The sequence below is a fragment of the Shewanella saliphila genome (assembly GCF_014648295.1).
GTDB classification, from domain to species: Bacteria; Pseudomonadota; Gammaproteobacteria; order Enterobacterales; family Shewanellaceae; genus Shewanella; species Shewanella saliphila.
In genome coordinates, this window is sequence record NZ_BMQV01000036.1 from 23,599 (window position 1) to 45,417 (window position 21,819).

Here is a 21,819-nt window from a genome sequence, read left to right on the forward strand (position 1 = left end):
ACTATTTTTAAGCATTTATTTGGCTTAATTACGCTTTGTATCGAAAAAAGTGCTGTAGCTGGCGATTTATTCGACAATAAACTATTTCAGCCCTTGAAAACAATTTAAAGCCCCCCATTTCTTGGTTAACGAAGATTTTTATACGAGTGGATGATTCGACTCGTTTTGTATTAACGTAACACCAAGGGAAATTATTCATGTCACAACAAGAAACTCATGGCTTTCAAACCGAAGTAAAACAACTGCTGCATTTGATGATCCACTCTTTGTATTCAAATAAAGAGATTTTCTTACGTGAATTAGTCTCAAATGCTGCCGATGCTGCAGACAAATTACGCTATCTAGCGCTAACCGATGATGCCTTGTATGAAGGCGATGGCGAGCTTAGAGTGCGTGTGAGTGCCGATAAAGAAAAAGGCACTGTAACCATTTCTGATAACGGAATTGGTATGACACGTGACGGCGTTATAGAACATTTAGGTACTATTGCTAAATCGGGCACTAAAGAGTTCTTTAATAACTTATCTGGCGAAGCCTCAAAAGACTCGCAACTTATTGGTCAGTTTGGTGTGGGCTTCTACTCAGCCTTTATCGTGGCTAAAAAAGTGGTAGTACGTACTCGTGCTGCAGGCCATGCCGTAAACGAAGCGGTATTGTGGGAGTCAGAAGGTGAAGGTTCATTTAACGTTGAAACCGTCACTAAAAACACACGCGGAACTGAAATCACTTTGCATTTACGTGACGAAGAAACTGAATTTGCAGATGACTTCCGTTTACGCTCAATTATTTCAAAGTACTCAGACCATATCTCTATTCCGGTAGAAATGTTTGAAGCTGGTCAACCAGAGTCAGAAGGTGAAGACGGCGAAAAAATTGCCGCCACTGAAGGTTCTTGGAAACCAATGAACAAAGCGACAGCGCTTTGGACACGCAATAAATCTGATATTACAGACGAAGAATACCAAGAGTTTTATAAGCATATCTCACACGATTACGCCGATGCGCTTAAATGGTCTCACAACCGTGTTGAAGGCAAACAAGAATACACCAGCTTATTGTATATTCCTGCTAAAGCGCCTTGGGATCTGTTTAACCGTGACCACAAACACGGCTTAAAACTGTTTGTACAACGTGTGTTTGTAATGGACGATGCTGAGCAATTTATGCCAACGTATTTACGTTTTGTAAAAGGCTTAATTGACTCAAAAGATCTGCCATTAAACGTGTCGCGTGAAATTTTACAAGATAACCAAATTACCAAAAACTTACGCCAGGCCTTAACTAAGCGTGTGTTAGGTATGTTAGAAAAAATCGCTCAAAATGATCCTGAAACTTATCAATCATTTTGGGCTGAGTTTGGCCAAGTATTAAAAGAAGGCCCAGCTGAAGATTTCGCTAACAAAGAACGCATTGCTGGTTTATTACGTTTTGCTTCTACTCATGACAATTCAGCGGCGACCACAGTGTCGTTAGACGCTTACATTGAACGCATGAAAGAAGGCCAAGATAAAATTTACTATATTGTTGCAGACAGTCATGACGCAGCAGTTAACAGCCCTCACTTAGAGTTACTGCGTAAAAAAGGCATTGAAGTTATCTTAATGTCTGAGCGTATCGACGAATGGTTAATTAACCACTTAACTGAGTTTAAAGATAAAAAACTTCACTCAGTGACGAAAGGCGATCTTGAGCTCGGTTCATTAGAAGATGAAGCCGACAAAGAAGCACAAGAAAAAGTGGCTGAAGAAGCAAAAGCCCTCGTTGAACGTATTAAAACAGCATTAGCTGACAAAGTGTCTGACGTTAAAGTGACAAGTCGCTTAACCGACACTCCAGCCTGTGTCGTCACTGGCGAAGGTGAAATGTCGACGCAAATGATTAAATTGATGCAAGCGGCAGGGCAACCTGTTCCAGAGTCAAAGCCAACATTTGAAATCAACCCAACTCATCCATTGGTAGAGCGTTTAAATAACGAAGCCGACGAGGAGTTATTTGCTGATTGGTCTAACTTGCTTTTACAACAAGCGTTACTGTCTGAAAAAGGTAGCCTGTCCGATCCGTCGGCCTTTATTAAGCTCACCAACCAGATGTTAATGGCCAGTTTTAAATAAGCTAACCTAAACAGTTAAAGCGGACATTCAGTCCGCTTTTGTTTTTGTCAGTTACCGGGGGCACTATGGACTACCTGATTAATTTAACGAAAGAAAACATTCAGCAAGTTGTCGATACCTCCATGGAAAAAATGGTGGTATTGGCTTTTTGGGCACAGCAGCAACCTGAAAGTGTACAAATGTTGCAAACCCTAGAGCAATTAGCTCAAGCTCAGGCTGGGCGTTTTATTTTGGCTAAAGTCGATTGCGAAACCGAAGTCGAAATTGCCAACTACTTTCAAATTCAAAATTTACCCACCACATTAGTGTTAGATAAAGGCCGCCCAATTGACGGCTTTGCTGGCGTGCAAACACAAGAGCAAGTCGAAATGTTACTCGACAAACATTTGCCGCCAATGTGGGTACAAGAGTTTGCAGCAATCAAACAACTGCTGGCAGAAGGCGCATTAACTGCCGATGAGTTAGTGCAATTAGCCGCACAGCTTAAAACCGTGTATAGCGACTCACAACAAGCTGCTGAAGTGGCTTTAGTGATGGTTGACGTGGCTTTGCAACAAGGTTTACTCGCTGATGCCAAAAGCTTACTTTCAGGAATAGGCCTTGCCGATCAAGATAGTTATTACCAAAACCTAATGGCTAAATTGGCATTAGCCGAAGATGCCGCCGATACGCCAGAAATTAGGCAGTTACAGCAAGATGTTGAGCAGCAACCAGACAATCTTGAGTTGGTTGTATCACTCGCTAAAGCACTCAATGCAGCACAACGTAACGAAGAAGCCTTAGAGTTATTGTTTGCTATTTTGCAAAAAGACATGGGCGCACTTGATGGAAAAGTGAAACAGGTGTTCATGGAATTATTGACCGCAATCGGTCAAGGCAATGCACTCGCGAATCAATATCGTCGTAAATTGTACACCTTACTGTATTAAACCAATTGATGCCTTTTTGTTACAACCCTTATTAGATTTAGGTCTAATGTCATAACAAAAGCGCTATTAAAAGGGCGGCATATGTGCGAAAATCGCCGCCCTAAAAAGAACACAAACTTAAAGAGGACTTTTGAGATGCGCATTATTTTATTGGGTGCCCCTGGTGCCGGTAAAGGTACCCAAGCTCAGTTTATTATGGAGCAGTACGGTATCCCACAAATCTCAACCGGTGACATGTTGCGTGCAGCCGTTAAGGCCGGTACGCCACTAGGTTTAGAAGCCAAGAAAGTAATGGATGCAGGTCAATTAGTATCTGACGATCTGATCATTGGTTTGGTTAAAGAGCGTATTGCACAAGATGATTGTGTAAAGGGTTTTTTACTTGATGGTTTCCCACGTACTATTCCTCAAGCTGATGCAATGGCAGAAAATGGCATTGAAATTGATCACGTGATCGAAATTGATGTGCCAGACGAAGAAATCGTTAAACGCATGAGCGGTCGTCGTGTTCATTCAGGTTCTGGCCGTGTTTATCACGTTGTGTTTAATCCACCTAAAGTGGAAGGCAAGGACGATGTGACGGGCGAAGATTTAGCGATCCGTCCAGATGACGAAGAAAGCACAGTGCGTAAGCGTTTAGGCATTTACCATGAGCAAACTAAGCCATTAGTTGATTACTATGGCAAAGTGGCTGAACAGGGTCGTACTCAATACAATAAATTTGATGGTACCCAATCTGTTGCTAAAGTCAGTGAGCAATTAGCAAGCGTATTAAAATAATCGCAGCTAATCACTGAATAAAAACCTGCTTCGGCAGGTTTTTTTATATAAAATTTTGGGTATGCAATCCTTTATACAGAAAAACCAAAATAACTATGATAAAATCTGCCGCCATTTTCGCAGAGGGTGACTTTTCAACGTTGAATGTCGCCAAAGGCAATTAATTTCACACTTAATTTCACACTGGCAAGGATGCTAAGCTATGAGAGCCCAATATGAAGTTTCCTGGTCAACGTAAGTCAAAACACTATTTTCCTGTAAACAGCCGTGATCCTTTATTGGCCCAACTGACACAGCAACCGCAACCATTTTCTACCTATGTGTGTGGTATCGATCAAACCCTCGTGGACATTGAAGCAAAAGTTGAAGACGAATTGTTTGCACGTTATGGGTTACCAAAAGGTAACTCAACCTTGATTAATGATGAACAAGCGCATGATTTATACCATGAGCTTAAATCTAAACAGATGATTAGCGATGAGTTTGCCGGTGGGACCATTGGCAACACAGTACACAACTATTCTATTTTAGCCGACGACCGTTCTGTATTGTTTGGTGTCATGAGCCAAAATATTATGGTTGGCAGCTACGCATATCGTTATTTATGCAACACCTCATCAAAAGTAGACTTAAATTACTTACAGCCTGTTGATGGCCCTATTGGTCGCTGTTTTACCTTGATTTCTGATTGTGGTGAACGCACTTTTGCCATTAGCAAAGGTTCTATGGACAAATTGACCCCAGAATATATCGACAAAGACGTTATTCAGGGGAGCTCAGCGTTGGTGTTAACCGCTTATTTAATGCGCGCCAGCGAAGGCGATGGCATTACCGATGCTGCAATGACGGCGATTGAGTATGCTAAACAAGCGGACGTGCCAGTGGTATTAACCTTAGGGACGCGTTTTTTAATTCAAGAAGATCCAAGCTGGTGGCAAAACTTTATTAATGACCATGTGACGATTTTGGCCATGAATGAAGATGAAGGAGAGGCGTTAACAGGCTTTAAAGACCCTCTATTGGCCAGTGAAGCGGCACTTGAATGGTGTGACATGGTATTAACTACCGCCGGTGCGATTGGCTTATATACCGCCGGTTATGCAGAAGACAGTGCCAAACGCGAAACCAGCCATATGCTATTGCCGGGTGCTATTCCTGAGTTTAACCGCTATGAGTTTTCGCGACCTATGCTTAAAGAAGATTGTGAGACACCAATAAAAGTGTATGCGCATATCTCACCGTACATGGGCGGGCCTGAGCTTATTCGCAACACCAATGGCGCGGGTGATGGTGCATTGTCGGCATTGTTACACGACTTATCAGCCAATACATTCCACAAAGCCAATGTACCAGGCTCAAGTAAGCATAAACGTGATGGGTTATGTTACTCATCGTTTTCGCAAGTGTGTAAGTATGCAAACCGCGTAGCATATGAGGTGCTAGCCCAGCACAGTCCACGATTATCTCGCGGATTACCAGAGCGTGAAGACAGCCTAGAAGAGTCATACTGGGAACGTTAATTCAGCCTAATGTAAAAAAAAACGATAATGATGAATCATTATCGTTTTTTTTTGGTAGGATTTTAATAGAATAGCTTCAGCTCAGGGTAAACCTAATTAGCCCTCCCAAATTTATAAGCCATCAGGAGCGTCACGTGAAAGGACAAATCTTAAGAGAGATGCATGTACTTAAGGCTATTGAGCCTGAGTTTGAAATTCAGCGCCGTGTGGCATTTATTAAAGCGAAACTAAAAGAATCACATAGCCGTTGTGTGGTGTTAGGTATTAGTGGCGGTGTTGACTCTTCATTAGCTGGGCGCTTATGCCAATTAGCTGTCGATGGACTTAACCAAGAGCAGAGCGAAATCTCGTATCAATTTATTGCAGTTCGTTTGCCATATCAAGTACAAAGAGATGAAGATGAAGCCCAATTGTCGTGTCAGTTTATTCAACCTTCCCGGCAAGTTACCGTGAATATTGCCGACGGTGTGCTTGGGGTTCATCACGCAACCTTAGCCGGTTTAGTTGAAGCCAATATTGAGCTGCCAGATGAAAACAAACTCGATTTTGTTAAAGGTAACGTTAAAGCCAGAATGCGAATGATCGCGCAGTATAATATTGCAGGTGTGTTAGGTGGCTTAGTCGTTGGCACCGATCACAGCGCAGAAAACATAACAGGCTTTTATACTAAATTTGGTGATGGTGCGTGTGATTTAGCGCCATTGTTTGGTTTAAATAAACGTCAAGTACGTAAACTGGCGGCCTTTTTAGGTGCACCTGATTTATTAGTCAATAAAGCGCCAACCGCTGATTTAGAAGACAACAAACCGCAGTTAGCCGATGAGGTCGCACTCGGGTTAACCTATGATCAAATTGATGACTTTTTAGAAGGCAAAGACGTGCCTCAAACGGTTGAAGACAAATTGGTTGGCATTTACAAGCGCACTCAACATAAGCGTCAGCCTATCCCAACCATTTACGATTAGTTCAGGGATAAATCTTCGCTAGCAATAAGCAGCCTGGTTGTTTCAATGAGGGCATTGGCATATTGTCGATAATCTAAATACGGCGTCAGTAAACATGTTTGCTGGCGCTGTATTTTATTATTGGGGTCAACTGTTTGCGCATGTTCAATGGTGTGTAAACCAAGTCGTTGTTGGGTTTCTTTACCGCAGACAATGTGCCAGCACTTTGGGTTGAATAACGGCTCCGTAGCATGGCTTAATTGGTCTGGAATAATCTGTATTTGGCAGCTTAATCGGTGCGCAAATGATTGTGGCGATACATCTTGAAGCAGACTCTGTCTGATTGGCTTCCAGGCAGCACCATGGTTTGCGCTAAGGTCTGAGTGTCGGCAACAAATTTTAGCCATAATAGTGACAATTTTACGCCAATGATTACCATTTAATGCAATGATATCAGTGATGGCATTGGCTTGATTATGATGCCAGTGAGGCGGCAATACTGGTGGGGTAGGTAAGTAGAAAATCACCTCTGCTGTACTGGGCCCTAAGGTTAATATGGTTGGCTGTGATGGCATGTCATTCCTGTACGACTATATTGAAAATAGTCATTGTTAAAAAAAAATGAGTTTACGATAATCATTGATTAAGGCAAAAAATGCGTGCGATTGTCATAGGTTCTACAAAACACCTGCTGTTTGCCAGCTTTTATGCCGCAATCGGGATTGTTGTGGCTATTTTGATCACCGCAGTATGGCTATTAAATGATCGGCCTAATTTATTTTTGTGGCACACCACTCATCTTACTTCAGAATATCATCAACAGTCAGGCCTAGCCGATTTTAGTCAATATCTTAAATTAGAAGAAAAACTGTTTGCTGAGGTTGATCGAAAAATTTATCAACAATATCAGCCTCGTTTATCATCACCTTTAAACCGTTATGAACGCCACAGTATGTCCGATCCTGCATTATGGCAGCAAAACTGGAATCGGTCTTTCGAATGGCCCAACCCGGATGCCGAGTTTGGTTTATTATTGCTTCATGGTATGTCTGACTCGCTTTATTCACTGTCACATATTGCTGAGCACTATCAACATCAAGCACACATTGTCGGTTTACGATTACCGGGTCATGGCACGATACCGTCAGGGCTTACCGATATTGCCTGGCCCGATTTGGCCGGCGCAGTTGCGCTGGCAACCGAGCATTTATCGCAAACCTTAGCGGGCAAACCTGTGTATGTTGTGGGGTTTTCAACCGGTGCGGCATTAGCGTTAAATCACGAGTTAGAAAATATCAGTCTACACAAACCCACCGCTTTTTCTGGGATGATATTTTTATCGCCTGCGGTAGGGTTAGCGCCCATTGCCGCAGGGGCTTATTGGCAGGCTAAGTTAGGTGGGCTACTTGGGCAAGATAAGCTGTATTGGAACAGTATTCAGACCGAGTACGATCCATTTAAATATTTGTCTTTTGCGGTGAATGCTGGTGATGTGGTTTATCAACTCACGCAACGTAATCGAACATTAATCGAAGATTTGTCTCCTGCGCAGGTGACGTTAATTCCACCAATGCTGACCTTTCAATCAGTGGTTGATAATACCGTGTCATCACTTGCGGTGGTAAAACAGCTTTATCAGTTGATGCCAGCGTCTCAAGGACACGAATTAGTGTTATTTGATGTCAACCGGATACGCAGTCACAATTATTTGCTTATTCAAGATCCATTAGCTGAGTTTGCACCTTATTGGCTGACAAATCCGTTACCCTACCGGTTGAGTCTTATTGAAAACAGTCCTCATAATGAGCCACATGTTCGGGTACGGGAGCTCGGCCATAAATTACCTGCAGAAGAGATTGTCGAGTTGGCATTAACGTGGCCTGCAGAGGTATATTCGTTATCACATGTGGCGTTACCGTTTCCAATTGAAGATCCATTATATGGACCATTAGCAAATGAAAACAAAGATATTATTCAAATTGGCAGGGGAATATATCAAGGCGAACGGGGTATTTATAGCATCACGGCTGCCGATATGTTACGCCAAAAATGGAACCCATTTTACCCTTATATGATGAGTCGGATCGATGTATTTACAACACAATGATGTTGATAATTGAGCGACTTGCACTCAATAAATACTCGCACAGTCATTATTGGCCTCGCCAGATAATTTGGCCGCTTTCAACGAGATTATAACCTGATAATAGCTGGGCTAATTGCGCTGTTTGTGGCTGTTTTAATAGTGTTAATAATGCCTGTAGCTGACGTCTAAAAAAGATACTTTGCGACATAACAAAGTCGAATGACTCGGTAAGCTTAGGGATAAAGTGTAAGCCGCTTTCTCTGGCTACGGCTTCACAACCAAAGCCTATATCGGCATTGTTGCGGGCAATATAACCGGCCAGTTCTCGTTCTGAGTTTGCTGTAGCGGTGAACAGTAATTCATCCAAATTAGTATTGTTAGAGGCTAACCAATTGGCCAGATGTTGCTGGCTGCCAGCGCCTTGTTGACGGGATACCCAGCGCAGTGGCTGCTTTGGCACATCGATATTGTCGTTAAATAAATCGGCCATTTCTTGCCGAACCATTAACCCTTGATGACGCTCATAACCACTGACCATTATCCATTGTTGGTGGTTTGGGAAGCTTGTTAATAATGAAAATATACTGTCACGATCGTCATTGATACTCTCCCAGTGAATACTGCAAACATCAGCATAACCGCGTGACAATAACTCTAAACCTAATGTTGAGCCTGTCGCGCTGTAACTGATGATTTTTTGATGTTCACTTTTGGCCATTAATTGCGCAACCAACATTGATAACAAAGGGTCATCACTGCCGGTGATATGCATTCTGTCAGAGAGCATTCCACTATGACAGGAATCCATTAACCAACGGTCTATCAATACTTTAGGAAATAACCATTTACCCGTTACTTTTGTGGCCGGGAGGATGTGGTGATTTGCCATTGAGTACACTTTCTTTTCATTTAAATCGAGATACTCTGCAACTTGCTTGGTGTTCAAGTAAATGATGTTTGGTTCAATAGGCATATAATTCTCATTAGGACGTTCATGAAACCCAATCTGTGTTTATTGTAAGGTGAGTTTAACGCTTTGAAAATCATCTTATTAAAAAACTGAGTCAATAGGGCGAATTTTGATTTTTTACGTTGTGTTTAAAAGTGGTATTAGCGATCATATCACTCAATATAACCCGTTTAAGGGAAGGGGATGACTGACGCTAAGGTAGCAAGCTATGAGTGTTGAACAAATACACAGTGTAAAACCCGAACAAGCGGTATTAGTGATAGAACCCGATCTGTCTAATTGGCAGGCACTATCTTCGCTATTAAAGCACTATTTTGGCCTCGTTGAGCTTGCTCGTAATGTTGAACATGCTTCGGCTCTGTTTCAACGGTTTAACTTTAATCTGTGTATTATTGAATTAGATGTTGTTGATGAGTTTGAATCCTTGTTCCCGAATGCAAATCAAAGTGTTCACTCAGAGACTAAAGCCACTCAATTGAGCGATGCCAATGGTTCATCACCCATTAACGCCACGATAGAATCTGCTTATTTAACCTTTCCTCAGCAATTTATTGTCATTAGCCAGTCGCTTAAATCTGAAGATATTTTATATGCTATGCGTAAAGGCGCTTGTGATTTTATTGCAAAACCAATCGATACCGCTGAGGTGAATGCAGTTATTTCTCGCTGGTTAATTCAATACTCATCAGTGGCTAGTACTTCTATTGTAGATACCTTAGCACTTGATACCCAGACAAATAGTCTCAATAGTGCCTTTTCACTTTTTATTGGTGATAGTGTTGCGATTAAACAAATAAAGAGAACCTTAAACATCATGAGCTCTACTGGTAATGCACTATTACTGGAAGGCGAGATGGGTACCGGTAAAAAATTGGCCGTGTCTCAATTACAGCAATCATTGTGCTCTCCTAGTCATTTTATGATGATTGATTGTCGCGCCCCGAGTGAACTCGATGCGAAAAAAATAGACTTGTATTGTGCTAACTGTTCACAAACGACCTGGTTAGTGTTTAATCATATTGCTGAATTGCCCATGAACAAACAAGTTGAGTTGCTTATCACATTAGACTCAATAAAATTAAAAAACTATCAGCATGTTAGGCTAGTCAGTATGAGTACGACGCGATTGTTTTCTCGGGTACAAAGAGGCGAGTTTTTAGTTGAGCTGTATTATCGTCTTGCTGAGTTTATTGTCGCGTTACCTCCTTTGCGGCAACGCCCTGAAGACATCGTCATGTTGACAAAGTTTTTCATTAATCGCTATTTGATGCAGCACAATACCTGTCGTAAAGCATTGTTAAATGATTATTCGAAGTGGGGCGTTTCTGATTTTCAATGCTTAACTGATTATTATTGGCCGGGAAATATCCAAGAGTTAAAAAATACCATTGAGCAATGTTTTTTACTCAATATTGCGCCTAAGGAATACTTGCAACAATTACCGGCAACCCCCAACCTAATCGGCGCTAATCAAGTTGATATTCCACACTCTAGCCTCGGACAACATTACCTTCCTATCGACTGGGATTTAAAATGCATTGAGAAGGCGCATATCCTCAGGGTGATTGAGCATTATGATGGTAATAAAGTACTTGCTGCTGAGCATCTAGGCGTGTCACGTAAAACCGTAGACCGTAAAATGAAAGAGTGGGATCTCGATTAGTTGTAAATTTTTTACCGTAAATTCGATGACAGCGTTAGTTTTACTTTTGGACAAATTGTCCATTTCTGTTTTTTTTGTTTCCTTTTAAGTGATTTTTGTTGCCTCAGTTGTAGTTTTTGTTAATCAAGCTTGAGCTTAATTGAGGCCATCGGCAAGAATACTCACACTAACTATTGGACCTTCAGAAAACAGGAAGATGTTGCCCCGTGAATCAAATTAACCTTTCGTGCACACCCTTACGTGTTTCCCTTTTATCGATTGCGATCTTCGCTAGCTTTAACGCTATGGCTGATGATATTGAACGGGATCCTCTATTAAACATTCAAGAGGTTATTGTTGTAAAAGGCCAAAGCGCATCTGCAGTGGAATCATCAATGACTCACTGGAGTCTATCAAGAGCCGACATTGAAGCTTCAGGTGCACAAAGCCTAGATAAAGTGTTGAAAACCGTTCCTGGTATTTATGTCCGAGTCGGTGGCCAAGGTACACCAAGGGTCGATATTCGCGGCTTTAAATCCAGACATGTTATTTATTTAATCAATGGCGTACCAGCGAATAGCGCTGAAGATGGCCAATTTGATCCTAGTGTGGTTCCTACCGCATTAATCGAGTCTATTGAAGTGTCTGTTGGGCCGTCGTCGGTACTCTATGGCCCAGGCGGGGCGGGTGGTGTTATTAATATCATTACTCGTGAAGGCGACATGGAAGCCAATGTTTCAGGTAATCTCGAGTTTTCTGAAAATGACACCATGAATGGCAGCTTAAACCTTGCTGGCAGCAGTAGTAACTGGCAAGGGTTTATGAGTTATAACCATCAAGAAACGGATGGTTTTCCAATGTCGTCAGATTATGAAGACACTGATGATCAAAGTGGAGATACTCGTTTAAATGCGGATAAAACCTTAGATAATGTATACGCACAAGGCAGTTACTTTGCGTCAGATGAGACAACGTTAACCGGAAACATTAGCTACAATTCAGCAGAATGGGGTAAGCCGAGCGCTGATGGAACGGGCACAAATAAAGTTAAATATGAACGCATTGATGATTTTGACAGTCTAGTCGTGCAGTTAGGTGTAGCACATAAATTTTCACCATCGCTGGTATTTCGTGGTTACGTTTATCATAACGAAAGCAATACGTTAGATGTCACCTATAAGAAAAGTGATTATGAGGATATTAAATCGAGCGAAGACAGTACCTCAACGGTTCAAGGTGCCAACCTGCAATTGGTTAAAGATTTGTTTGATTATGGCATTTTTACCACCTCGCTTATTAGCGAACAGCAAGGTTGGGAATCAACCAGTACCACTTCGGGTTCTGATACAAGTGATCTGTTTGATGAGCAAGCCTGGTTGCATACCTTAGCGGCAGAGTATCAGTATCAGAGTGATGATCTTTATGGCATCACCTTAGGTTTAGCGGCTCATAATCATGAGCAAGACCAAGGCAATGATGATAATTACTCGGGACAATTATCGGGTTACTGGAACGTTGCAGATAACAGTAAAGTACACGCCGGTGTTGCACGTAAAGTACGTTTTCCTTTATTAACTAACCTATATTCTCAATCTTCAGGCAATGAAGACTTGAAGCCTGAAGAGTCGGCACATTTTGAATTAGGCCTTAAACAGGGCTTAGGTTACCAAACCGAATTCGATGTGACTGGTTTCTATACTGAAGCAGATGATTATATTGCCAAAGATGACGACAGTATTTATCAAAACTTAGGTGACTATAAGTTTAAAGGTGTCGATTTATCAATTAAAAATCAATACTTCGATAATTTAATGTTGACGGTTTCTTATAGCTATTTGGACTCTGAAGCGTCAGATGATGACGATATGACAGAGCTTGAGTACCGACCAAAACATCAATATCGATTCCAGGGCCAATATCAATTTGATATCGGACTGACAGTGAATCTCGATATTGAGCACATTGCAGATCAAGTCTTCTATACCAGTGAGGAAATCAGCGGGACCACAGTGTCGGTGCAAAATGATGTAGACAATTATACCTTAATCGATCTAGGTCTTTCACAGCCGATTATGGGCGATAACTTAGAAGCTTATATCAGAGCGACTAACTTATTAGATGAAAATTATTATCAGAGTGAAGCTCTGCCGCAAGCCGGACGACAAGTGTTTGTTGGTATTAACTGGCAGCTTTAATTCATGACCTTACTGGCATTGCATCAGGTTGAACTGCAACAAAGTGATTCAACTTATTTGTATCAGAACCTTAATCTCCAGATAAATGCTGGAGAGTGCCACTGTATTAGTGGCGCGACAGGTTGTGGTAAAACCACCTTATTGCAGCTGATGGCAATGCCAAATCAATTTAATTATCAAGGGAAAATAACCCATAGCCCAGCGCTCATCATTGGCCTGATCATGCAAGACCCTCATGTACAATTGGTGAGGGAAACCATAGGTGCTGAAGTTGCATTTGGGCTTGAGAATTTATCTGTTCCTGCTTTGGATATGTTGCCATTAGTTGAACAGGCATTAGCTAAAGTCGGGTTAGCCTTACCGCTCAATACGCCCGTAACTCATCTCTCTTTAGGGCAAAAGTATCGTTTGATGCTGGCGGCTCAATTGGTATTTGAACCTAACTTGATGTTAATCGATGAGCCTTGGGCGCAACTTGATAATCAAGGCATTACCGAGCTTTGCCAGGTATTAACAGACTTACTTGAAGCAGGTGTCAGTGTGGTGATAGTGGAGCACAATACAGCTCCATTTACTGACATGATTGATTTTCAATGGCAATTAACTTCAGGTGCACTGTTCTGCGTGACTCACTCCCCCCAAGCAAGTGACGATAACATCAGTCGTCATTCTGCTTCCTTGTGTTTAGACGATAAAATGTCCGTCAATATGATGCAGCACCAAAATGGTGACGTTGCCGCGCAAAGCAATTGTTTACTGTCTCTGTCGGACGTGACAATTAGGTATGCTAATCAAATCGCAACATTACACATCAGTGATACTGTGAGTCTACATGCTGGTGATATTGTGGGCTTATTTGGTGAAAACGGTTGCGGCAAAACCAGTTTGTTTAATCAAATTGTCGGCGTGAGTGATGAATACAAAGGGCAGATTTCATTGTTAGGTAAAACACCTAAACTAGGGTTGTTTGGGGCAAATTTAGGTTTTTTAATGCAAAGACCGTCAAGGCAGCTTTTTGAAATGACGGTACTGCAAGAGCTTGAATTTAGCCTTAAACGATTCGGTTTACCATTAGCCAATGCAACGGAGATATTAACACAATTAAATTTATTGCCTTTAGCGTCGGATTCTCCGCATAAGTTGTCTTATGGGCAGCAACATCTTGTGGCATTTGCATCAGTGCTGTGCATAAAACCGCAAATCTTATTATTAGATGATCCTTTCGCTGGATTAGATAATCATTATTTTCCACTGGTGATTAATGCGTTAAAACACTTTTCTGAAAACGGTGGGGCGATTATTTTTTCTAGTCATCGTCCAATATTGTCCTCATTACTGAGTAAGTGTTGGCTCATTGAGCAGCAACAGCTTACTGAACACAATGTGTTAAAAAGAGCATCTTAGTGATGATACATTTAAAATCAGCCAAACGTGAGAAATATACATTAACCGACCTAGCACCTGAAAAGAGTGCATTAAACAACGCTATTTTACGCTCAAAACAAAAGCTTATTTTATGCAGCGCCGCAATCGCTTTTAGTATTGTTTTATCAATGAGTGCTTTTTTAGTGTTACAACAACACTTAGGTTACTTATTGCTCATCAATGCTTGCCTGCTGGTTCACGCCTGGCTTTGCCAAGCTAAACTCGCCCCGTTAATCAAACTCTTTATATTCCAATCGCTGGTGACTATTGGCTTGTATGTCTTGCTTTATGGCCAAGAGCGATTATTTGAAGCGGTCATTGTGGTGACTCGCATCATACTGGTGATGTTGCCGAGCTGGTGGCTCGCGAGTACGCAATCAAGCCATCAAATAAGCCAGGTACTCAGTTTATTACTGCCGACAAAATGGGCGTTTGTCGTGACAACATCAATTAAAGTATTACCTTTTATTGGCCAAGAAGCACGAGACATTTACCATATTCAATGCTTACGTGGCGCCCGTATTACCCCTAAAGCATTAATGAATCCTATCAATTGGTATGAGCTGGTTAAGTGCGTGTTATTTCCTTTGCTTATTCAATTGTTAAGTTTGTCAAAACACATTGCACATTCTGCAAACCAACGACATTTCGATAAATCATCAACCCACACACATTGGCCGTTAAACTAACGTTATGACTTTAAGGTATTCGTAAATGAATTCGAGATTTAATTTACACCACTCTTTGTTTATTGGTTTTTGTGCAACATTACTGGTGGTGATAAAAAGTATGTTGCGGATGAAGCTAGGTTTTTCCGGGCATTCCATGTTTTTAATGAGTTTATTTTATTTAGTGTGCTACGGAGCCACCAATAAAGTTGGCAGTATTACCTTATGCGGATTGTTATCGGGCATGTTAGCGATGATTTTAGGCGTTGGTAAAGGCGGCTTATTTATTTTATTGAAATTTACTTTACCTGCTATTGCAATGGACATCGGCTTATTGTTTATAGGGACGTTATTCTCGCTTAAGGTTCGACTGATTCTACTGGCGTTAATAGGCTCAGTTGCATGGGCACTTAAGTCGGGTGTGCAAGATTTTTTAGTGGGTATGGACATGAATATTGTCTTACTTCAATTTGGGATTAACTGTCTTAGCGGCGGTGCGTTTGCTGTATTAGGCGCATTATTGGTACCGCTGATTTTAAAGCGTCTAGATGCGCATGATTTACTGATGAAAAATGGGATGCGAGATAAATGACAACAACCTGGTTAATTTGTATTGACGATACTGATGATATTGGCACCAAAGGCACAGGTGAAATTGCCGAAGAAATAATGGCACTTATTGTGGCTGAGTCTGCTGTGAGTTCGGTCAATAAGCTGGGAATAAAGCGTGCTACTTGGGTGACAAGGCATCAGTTATTTGTCCATCCAGATATTCCATACACCTCCCACAATAGTGCAATGTGTTTTGAGCTAGAGTCTGATTTATCGTTGAGTCAAATCAAACAGTTATGCATTGCGCATCTAGTGGCAGAGAGTGCTGCGGTAGCTGATCCAGGGTTAGCGATTGTCGATAAACACACATTAACGGCTGATGATTGTCATCAACTCATTGCTTTTGGTGTTGACGCTAAACAGATGGTTAAAACTAAAAATGAGGCTTATCAACTGGCTAAAACAGTCAATGTCGATTTATCTGAACATGGCGGTACGGGTCAAGGTGTGATTGGTGCTTTAGCGGGTATCGGCTTACGTTTGTCGGGTAATGATGGCAGGTTAAAGGGCCAAGTTTCAGTGGGATTATCTGCAGAGACCCCTTCGGTATTGCTAAGCGTCGATCACATCACTGAGCAATGTGGCCTTGACGGCGTCATGGATGTAAATGGGCAGATGCTTGGCGGCCACGAGCAGATTTTATTGAGTGGTAAAGTCAAAGCGGTGTTCCATGGTCATTTATTTTTGTTATTGGTGTATCAAGTGGCAGACCCGCAAACCGGTGATATCCAATGGTGTAATGCGTTAAGACAACAGCTAAAAAAATACTGATCATAGGGGCAGAAATGAAGCGATGCAATCACAGTCAACATCAAGATCTTGATGGCTCAATCATGACGCCATGGTTTACTTATGTCCTTTCGCGCCAAAGCACTACAGCAGCAGAAGTGCAAAATAGTGTAGCACCTGGACGTTGGTTGTTTCGTTTTGACAATCAAAATTTAATTCAATCTCAGCTGGCTGCTGCAGTTTGCCCGTATTTTATCGAAGATGATGAAGATGAGATGATTGATGATGTATTACTAAGCTGTTTTAACTGTATGCAGCGCCGCTGGCTCGTAGATGGCTTTGAATGCGTTGGTTTACCGCTAAACCACCCCTTGGTTGAGTGATTGAACGGTATCGAGTTTTATCATCAATGTTATCTTTGCTCATGGGCTTGCTCTAGCTGAACTCGCTAAATCTAACATGAGCTGAGCCTTGGGCTCAGCTCACGCATGTTTATGATTTACACATGGGGGCTCATTATGCTGAAAGCTTTGCTTACTGGGCAATTAAAGCTGTTTTATCAGCCATTACTCCGTGATGATATCAATCATGGTTCTATTGCGACCGTCTTGCTTGGCTTGATACAGATTATCATCTGCCACTTTAATCCACTTGTCTAAATCATTGGCGTACTCAGCATTGGCAGTAATTGCCCCAATACTGACAGTCACACTGAATTCACGCTTATCTTCAGGAGAAGTGAACTTTTGTTCAGACACGGCCTCTCTAAAGCTATTAAGGTGATGTTTGATGTGTAACGCGTTGCTCAGCGGCAATATTAATAAAAATTCTTCGCCACCATAACGAGCCACAATATCAATGTCGCGCTTAAAGTATTTCTGTAATAACTGAGAAAAAATACGTAAACATTCGTCACCTGCTAAATGGCCATAGTTATCGTTTACTTCTTTAAATAAGTCTAAGTCTAATACCACTACGGTAAGGGCTTGTTCGCTGCGCATGCAAAAGTCGAGCATTTCATTAAATTTACCTTCAGCATAGCGGCGGTTAAATAAGCCTGTGAGTGAGTCTCTGTCGACTAACTCTTTTAATTTACGGTTAGCACTTTCTAATTCTTCAGTGCGTTTGGCCACGGTTTCTTCTAATTCAACTTGATTGTCAATCAACTGCTGTTTACTGGCGGCTAATCGTTGGTACAAATTAAACACTTCTTTAGGGGAGTTTTCATCAATACTTGGTACTTTCGTCCCACCGGTTGCTGATGTACTGAACTGATTTGCGACCACCTCGAGCGGCACCGTTAATAGTGCGCTGAGTTTCCTGGAAATGTAAAAAGTACACAGCAGCGAAATAAGTAGCATAAGAAAACTGCTAAACATTTGCTCTTCTGCCAATTTAAGTAACGGTGAGAACTCTTTTAAAATGTACACGGTCCAGCCATTATCCAGCGTTTTATGGGCATAGATATATTCAGGCACAATGGAATCTGGGTGTTCAATATTGAGTAATTCAAGGCTAGTGCGATACACGCCATCATTGACAGTGAAATCAAACACTGACAACGCGGTTAATCCGAGCTTTTCTGAAGAATAAATAATTTGGTTTTGCTCATCGACCATGACGACCGATTCATCCTCGGTATATTCATTATTTTGGTCAATATGAGAGAAGTGACTTAAATCTAACGATCCCTCAACAATACCAGCCGTTGTTGTATGTTGAAGGTCTGTATAGAAGGGGGCACTCATGGCAATAATGGCATCATTACCAAAGCCGCGGCCTAAAAACACGGATGAAACAAATAGGCGGTGGTTGTAAAACGATTCAATAAAATAGTCGCGGTCTTTAATATTGATGTTTTGTTCATTATCAATATTAATTAACCGCGAAACAGGGCTGGCATTAATAATGTCTGCGCTGGGATCAGCTATTAGCATGCTAATAAAACCTGGGTAGCTTTCATGCAGGTTAGTTAACATCTTCTGCCATTGAGAGCGATCGTTTGCGACGATGGTTAACTGTTTTGCCGCATTATCAATGACGGTTTTGTGACTGCTTAAGTAGTTTTGAGCCGAGGTTGCCAAATGAGAAACCGCATCGTTAATGTTTTGTTTTAACATGGCTTGTTGGCGTTCTAAAAAATAATAATTAAATATTAACGCCGAAAATAGCAGGGTAAGCGTCACCATAAGGGTGAAAAAATACGTTAATTGAGCACTCAGCATACGCCGATGACGATCTTTTACTTTATCTTTAAAAAACCACAACTTAGGTATTGCTAAAATGAGTAGCGAGGCCAGGCTGGTATACACCAATCCATTCACGCCTTGTTTAGCGATAATAAAACCTAAGTGCGACGAAGGGATCTCCATAATAAAGGTGACATATAAGTACACCAAAGGCGCACCGATGATGAGCCAATATGCCGCATCAGCATATAAAGCATAGATATCTAATCGTCTTGCATAACCCAAAAATAACGCTTCAAGCCCGAAAAATAGGTAAACATGAGGACTATCCCAGTTAATCATTAAGCCTGTTGACGCAAACATGGCCGTTAAAAATGCATACCAAGGCCCAAGTAAAACGGCGGCAATGACCGTCACTGTGTTTCCCAGCACAAATTGCACATTGGCGAAAAACTGAATGGGATAACAGTTGATGAGTAAACCTGCAATGCCCAAAACAATAGAAAACAGCAGGTGTTGTTTGTTAATGCTGGAAAGCTTCAAAAAGAGATCCTTATTGATTTTATTATAAAAACCATCACGGCAATTCAATACTTATCTCAAGAAACTGATGAGATTTCAATGTAAACCCAAATTTATATTGTGTTCACTTTTAGCGTAATTGTGTTTATTTTTAGCATAAAAGCCAATTTAACATGCAATTTCATCGGTTTTTTGTTCGACCTTGGTCTAAATAAGTTTAATCACTTTAATTAAATCTCACAATAAAAATGAACATAAGCTTCTGATAAATTTTGATTTTATTGGTTTTTATCATGTTTTATCAAAAAAGGTACGACTAAGGTCTTGATTGTGGTGCTGGTATGAATTGCTAAATTAACAATGACTTTACAAAAACTAGCACAGGGGAGTCGCAATGAGTTTTGAAAATAACGATAAGGCAGCGGGTTATTGGCGTGAGAATTTACGTCTAGTACTTAGTTTGCTTGCAATTTGGGCTGCAGTGTCATTTGGCTGCGGCATTTTATTAGTTGATGTACTTAACGAAATCACATTTATGGGATTCAAACTGGGGTTTTGGTTTGCGCAGCAGGGTGCAATGTATGTATTCGTGGCGCTGATTTTTGTTTATGTAGCGAAAGCTAATGCATTAGACAAAAAATACAATGTTCAGGAAGACTAAGGGGCACTACGATGGATGTTCAAACTCTCACTTATTTAATTGTCGGCGCTACTTTTGCGCTGTACATCGGGATCGCCATTTGGTCTCGCGCAGGTTCGACTAAAGAGTTTTATGTTGCTGGTGGCGGTGTTCACCCCGTGTTGAACGGCATGGCAACAGCGGCAGACTGGATGTCTGCGGCATCATTTATTTCACTAGCAGGTATTGTGTCATTTGTGGGGTATGACGGTTCGGTTTATTTAATGGGCTGGACTGGCGGTTATGTATTACTTGCTTTATGTATGGCACCTTATTTACGTAAGTTTGGTAAGTTTACCGTGCCAGACTTTATCGGTGACCGCTATTACTCGCAAACGGCCCGAACTGTTGCGGTAGTGTGTGCCATCTTTATTTGTTTTACCTACATTGCAGGTCAAATGCGTGGGGTAGGCGTGGTGTTCTCCCGCTTCTTAGAAGTTGAGGTGGAAACCGGCGTATACATAGGTATGGCGGTGGTGTTCTTTTATGCGGTGTTAGGCGGCATGAAAGGGATTACCTATACTCAGGTTGCGCAATATTGCGTATTGATTTTTGCTTTTATGGTGCCAGCCATCTTTATTTCGGTAATGATGACAGGTCATATTTTACCGCAAATCGGTTTTGGCGCTGAGTTAGTTGACGCTGCGGGTAATGGCACTGGGGTGTACTTACTCGATAAACTCGATGGATTATCTGCCGAGCTTGGTTTCTCCCAATACACTGAAGGTTCTAAAGACATGATTGACGTGTTCTTTATTACAGGTGCATTGATGTTTGGTACTGCAGGTTTACCACACGTAATCGTGCGTTTCTTTACGGTACCTAAAGTGAAAGATGCACGTGTATCAGCGGGTTGGGCATTAGTGTTTATTGCCATTATGTATACCACAGTCCCTGCTTTATCTGCATTCTCTCGCGTTAATATGATTGAGACCATTAATGGTCCAGATTCAGCCGGTGTACCTTATGAAACTGCACCTTCGTGGATTAAAAACTGGGAAAAAACCGGTTTAATCAAGTGGGAAGATAAAAACGACGATGGCAAGATTTTTTACACCAATGGTGAACAAAATGAAATGAACATCGACCGCGATATTATCGTTCTTGCAACCCCAGAAATTGCATCGTTACCAGCGTGGGTTATTGCCCTTGTTGCAGCGGGTGGTTTAGCGGCGGCATTATCAACATCAGCGGGTCTATTGTTAGTTATCTCAACATCGGTATCGCACGATTTACTGAAGAAAAACTTAATGCCTGACATCTCTGACCAAAAAGAGTTGATGTACGCCCGTATTGCGGCGGCATTAGGTGTGGTGATGGCCGGTTACTTTGGTATTAATCCGCCAGGCTTTGTGGCTGCGGTAGTAGCGATTGCATTCGGCTTAGCGGCGGCATCATTGTTCCCTGCTATTATCATGGGTATTTTCTCTAAAACCATGAACAAAGAAGGCGCTATTGCCGGTATGGTGATTGGTTTATTATCTACAGCCAGTTACATTGCTTACTTTAAGTTTATCAATCCAGCAGCTAATTCATCTGAAAACTGGTTCATCGGTATTTCACCTGAAGGTTTTGGTATGGTGGGCATGTTTATTAACTTTGGTGTGGCATTTGCGGTCAGTAAAGTGACCACAAAAATTCCTGATGAAATTGTGGAAATGGTTGAGTCTATCCGTTTCCCTAAAGGGTCTGGTGAGGCACACGATCATTAATCATCATGTTTAATTATTGAGCTAATACAAAAGAGCGCTTCGGCGCTCTTTTTGTTGGGCTTTAGTCCTATAGCTCTGAGTTTAAACGCTTTGCTATAGTGATATC

Annotated in this window: 18 protein-coding genes; 15 read left to right on the plus strand and 3 right to left on the minus strand. The window is 41.5% G+C overall.

The features are described from left to right. Positions 1-197: 197 nt before the first annotated feature. From htpG to nadE, 5 genes are all read left to right on the plus strand, one after another. Entirely contained in the window at positions 198-2,111 is a 1,914-nt protein-coding gene (gene htpG, locus IEY48_RS15170; protein ID WP_188921798.1) for a molecular chaperone HtpG, read from the plus strand. Positions 2,112-2,176: 65 nt separating this feature from the next. Next, a complete protein-coding gene (locus tag IEY48_RS15175; RefSeq protein ID WP_188921800.1) occupies positions 2,177-3,040 on the plus strand; it encodes a tetratricopeptide repeat protein in 864 nt (287 codons plus the stop codon). Between the two features lie 135 nt (positions 3,041-3,175). Next, on the plus strand, positions 3,176-3,820 hold the full coding sequence (gene adk / locus IEY48_RS15180; RefSeq protein WP_188921802.1) for an adenylate kinase: 645 nt from the start codon (positions 3,176-3,178) through the stop codon (positions 3,818-3,820). Between the two features lie 215 nt (positions 3,821-4,035). Next, positions 4,036-5,340 (plus strand): inosine/guanosine kinase, encoded by a 1,305-nt coding sequence (locus IEY48_RS15185; RefSeq protein WP_188921804.1) that lies wholly within the window; start codon positions 4,036-4,038, stop codon positions 5,338-5,340. Between the two features lie 134 nt (positions 5,341-5,474). Next, positions 5,475-6,305 (plus strand): NAD(+) synthase, encoded by an 831-nt coding sequence (gene nadE / locus IEY48_RS15190; protein ID WP_188921806.1) that lies wholly within the window; start codon positions 5,475-5,477, stop codon positions 6,303-6,305. Here the strand turns inward: nadE and IEY48_RS15195 are convergent. Beyond that, positions 6,302-6,859 carry a DUF6942 family protein gene (locus IEY48_RS15195; protein ID WP_188921808.1) on the minus strand — a complete coding sequence of 186 codons (558 nt, stop codon included), beginning with the start codon at positions 6,857-6,859 and terminating at the stop codon, positions 6,302-6,304. The two genes, nadE and IEY48_RS15195, sit on opposite strands and share 4 nt — an antisense overlap. Before the next feature lie 80 nt (positions 6,860-6,939). On the opposite strand from IEY48_RS15195, the gene IEY48_RS15200 reads away from it, so the two are divergent. Beyond that, positions 6,940-8,391: an alpha/beta hydrolase gene (locus tag IEY48_RS15200; protein ID WP_188921810.1), complete on the plus strand. Its 1,452-nt coding sequence runs from the start codon at positions 6,940-6,942 to the stop codon at positions 8,389-8,391. 46 nt (positions 8,392-8,437) lie between these two features. Here the strand turns inward: IEY48_RS15200 and IEY48_RS15205 are convergent, their stop codons facing one another. Continuing rightward, positions 8,438-9,343, minus strand: coding sequence for a substrate-binding domain-containing protein (locus tag IEY48_RS15205; protein WP_188921812.1), 906 nt, complete (start codon positions 9,341-9,343; stop codon positions 8,438-8,440). 205 nt (positions 9,344-9,548) lie between these two features. Here IEY48_RS15205 and IEY48_RS15210 point away from each other — a divergent pair, with 205 nt between their 5' ends. The 7 genes from IEY48_RS15210 (at position 9,549) to IEY48_RS15240 (ending at position 16,994) form a co-directional block, all read left to right on the plus strand. Continuing rightward, complete coding sequence (locus IEY48_RS15210; RefSeq protein ID WP_188921814.1) at positions 9,549-11,003, plus strand: sigma-54-dependent transcriptional regulator; 1,455 nt, start codon at positions 9,549-9,551, stop codon at positions 11,001-11,003. A 284-nt stretch (positions 11,004-11,287) separates the two neighbouring features. Continuing rightward, positions 11,288-13,177 carry a TonB-dependent receptor plug domain-containing protein gene (locus tag IEY48_RS15215; protein ID WP_188921816.1) on the plus strand — a complete coding sequence of 630 codons (1,890 nt, stop codon included), beginning with the start codon at positions 11,288-11,290 and terminating at the stop codon, positions 13,175-13,177. Between the two features lie 3 nt (positions 13,178-13,180). Then, complete coding sequence (locus tag IEY48_RS15220; protein WP_188921817.1) at positions 13,181-14,581, plus strand: ATP-binding cassette domain-containing protein; 1,401 nt, start codon at positions 13,181-13,183, stop codon at positions 14,579-14,581. 2 nt (positions 14,582-14,583) lie between these two features. Next, complete coding sequence (locus IEY48_RS15225) at positions 14,584-15,291, plus strand: energy-coupling factor transporter transmembrane component T (RefSeq protein WP_188921819.1); 708 nt, start codon at positions 14,584-14,586, stop codon at positions 15,289-15,291. Positions 15,292-15,316: 25 nt separating this feature from the next. Further along, positions 15,317-15,862, plus strand: a complete 546-nt coding sequence (locus IEY48_RS15230) for a core component of ECF transporter (protein WP_188921821.1) — start codon at positions 15,317-15,319, stop codon at positions 15,860-15,862. Then, positions 15,859-16,653 (plus strand): DNA-binding protein, encoded by a 795-nt coding sequence (locus IEY48_RS15235; RefSeq protein ID WP_188921822.1) that lies wholly within the window; start codon positions 15,859-15,861, stop codon positions 16,651-16,653. Before IEY48_RS15230 ends, IEY48_RS15235 begins: the two co-directional genes overlap by 4 nt. Positions 16,654-16,667: 14 nt before the next feature. After that, positions 16,668-16,994 carry a hypothetical protein gene (locus tag IEY48_RS15240; RefSeq protein ID WP_229786506.1) on the plus strand — a complete coding sequence of 109 codons (327 nt, stop codon included), beginning with the start codon at positions 16,668-16,670 and terminating at the stop codon, positions 16,992-16,994. A gap of 183 nt (positions 16,995-17,177) precedes the next feature. Here the strand turns inward: IEY48_RS15240 and IEY48_RS15245 are convergent, their stop codons facing one another. Beyond that, positions 17,178-19,343, minus strand: a complete 2,166-nt coding sequence (locus IEY48_RS15245; RefSeq protein WP_229786507.1) for a diguanylate cyclase — start codon at positions 19,341-19,343, stop codon at positions 17,178-17,180. 373 nt (positions 19,344-19,716) lie between these two features. Between IEY48_RS15245 and IEY48_RS15250 the strand changes: the two genes are divergently transcribed. After that, on the plus strand, positions 19,717-19,983 hold the full coding sequence (locus tag IEY48_RS15250; protein ID WP_188921825.1) for a DUF4212 domain-containing protein: 267 nt from the start codon (positions 19,717-19,719) through the stop codon (positions 19,981-19,983). Between the two features lie 11 nt (positions 19,984-19,994). Then, complete coding sequence (locus tag IEY48_RS15255) at positions 19,995-21,713, plus strand: sodium:solute symporter family protein (RefSeq protein ID WP_188921827.1); 1,719 nt, start codon at positions 19,995-19,997, stop codon at positions 21,711-21,713. Positions 21,714-21,819: the final 106 nt, after the last annotated feature.

What these genes read in the sequence shown, in the direction of transcription:
- IEY48_RS15200 (WP_188921810.1), top strand. Translation starts at nt 6,940, where the DNA reads ATGCGTGCGATTGTCATAGGTTCTACAAAACACCTGCTGTTTGCCAGC.
- IEY48_RS15195 (WP_188921808.1), bottom strand. Translation starts at nt 6,859, where the DNA reads ATGCCATCACAGCCAACCATATTAACCTTAGGGCCCAGTACAGCAGAG.
- IEY48_RS15250 (WP_188921825.1), top strand. Translation starts at nt 19,717, where the DNA reads ATGAGTTTTGAAAATAACGATAAGGCAGCGGGTTATTGGCGTGAGAAT.
- IEY48_RS15235 (WP_188921822.1), top strand. Translation starts at nt 15,859, where the DNA reads ATGACAACAACCTGGTTAATTTGTATTGACGATACTGATGATATTGGC.
- htpG (WP_188921798.1), top strand. Translation starts at nt 198, where the DNA reads ATGTCACAACAAGAAACTCATGGCTTTCAAACCGAAGTAAAACAACTG.
- IEY48_RS15225 (WP_188921819.1), top strand. Translation starts at nt 14,584, where the DNA reads ATGATACATTTAAAATCAGCCAAACGTGAGAAATATACATTAACCGAC.
- IEY48_RS15240 (WP_229786506.1), top strand. Translation starts at nt 16,668, where the DNA reads ATGAAGCGATGCAATCACAGTCAACATCAAGATCTTGATGGCTCAATC.
- IEY48_RS15175 (WP_188921800.1), top strand. Translation starts at nt 2,177, where the DNA reads ATGGACTACCTGATTAATTTAACGAAAGAAAACATTCAGCAAGTTGTC.
- IEY48_RS15215 (WP_188921816.1), top strand. Translation starts at nt 11,288, where the DNA reads ATGGCTGATGATATTGAACGGGATCCTCTATTAAACATTCAAGAGGTT.
- IEY48_RS15220 (WP_188921817.1), top strand. Translation starts at nt 13,181, where the DNA reads ATGACCTTACTGGCATTGCATCAGGTTGAACTGCAACAAAGTGATTCA.
- IEY48_RS15185 (WP_188921804.1), top strand. Translation starts at nt 4,036, where the DNA reads ATGAAGTTTCCTGGTCAACGTAAGTCAAAACACTATTTTCCTGTAAAC.
- IEY48_RS15210 (WP_188921814.1), top strand. Translation starts at nt 9,549, where the DNA reads ATGAGTGTTGAACAAATACACAGTGTAAAACCCGAACAAGCGGTATTA.
- IEY48_RS15205 (WP_188921812.1), bottom strand. Translation starts at nt 9,343, where the DNA reads ATGCCTATTGAACCAAACATCATTTACTTGAACACCAAGCAAGTTGCA.
- IEY48_RS15230 (WP_188921821.1), top strand. Translation starts at nt 15,317, where the DNA reads ATGAATTCGAGATTTAATTTACACCACTCTTTGTTTATTGGTTTTTGT.
- IEY48_RS15255 (WP_188921827.1), top strand. Translation starts at nt 19,995, where the DNA reads ATGGATGTTCAAACTCTCACTTATTTAATTGTCGGCGCTACTTTTGCG.
- adk (WP_188921802.1), top strand. Translation starts at nt 3,176, where the DNA reads ATGCGCATTATTTTATTGGGTGCCCCTGGTGCCGGTAAAGGTACCCAA.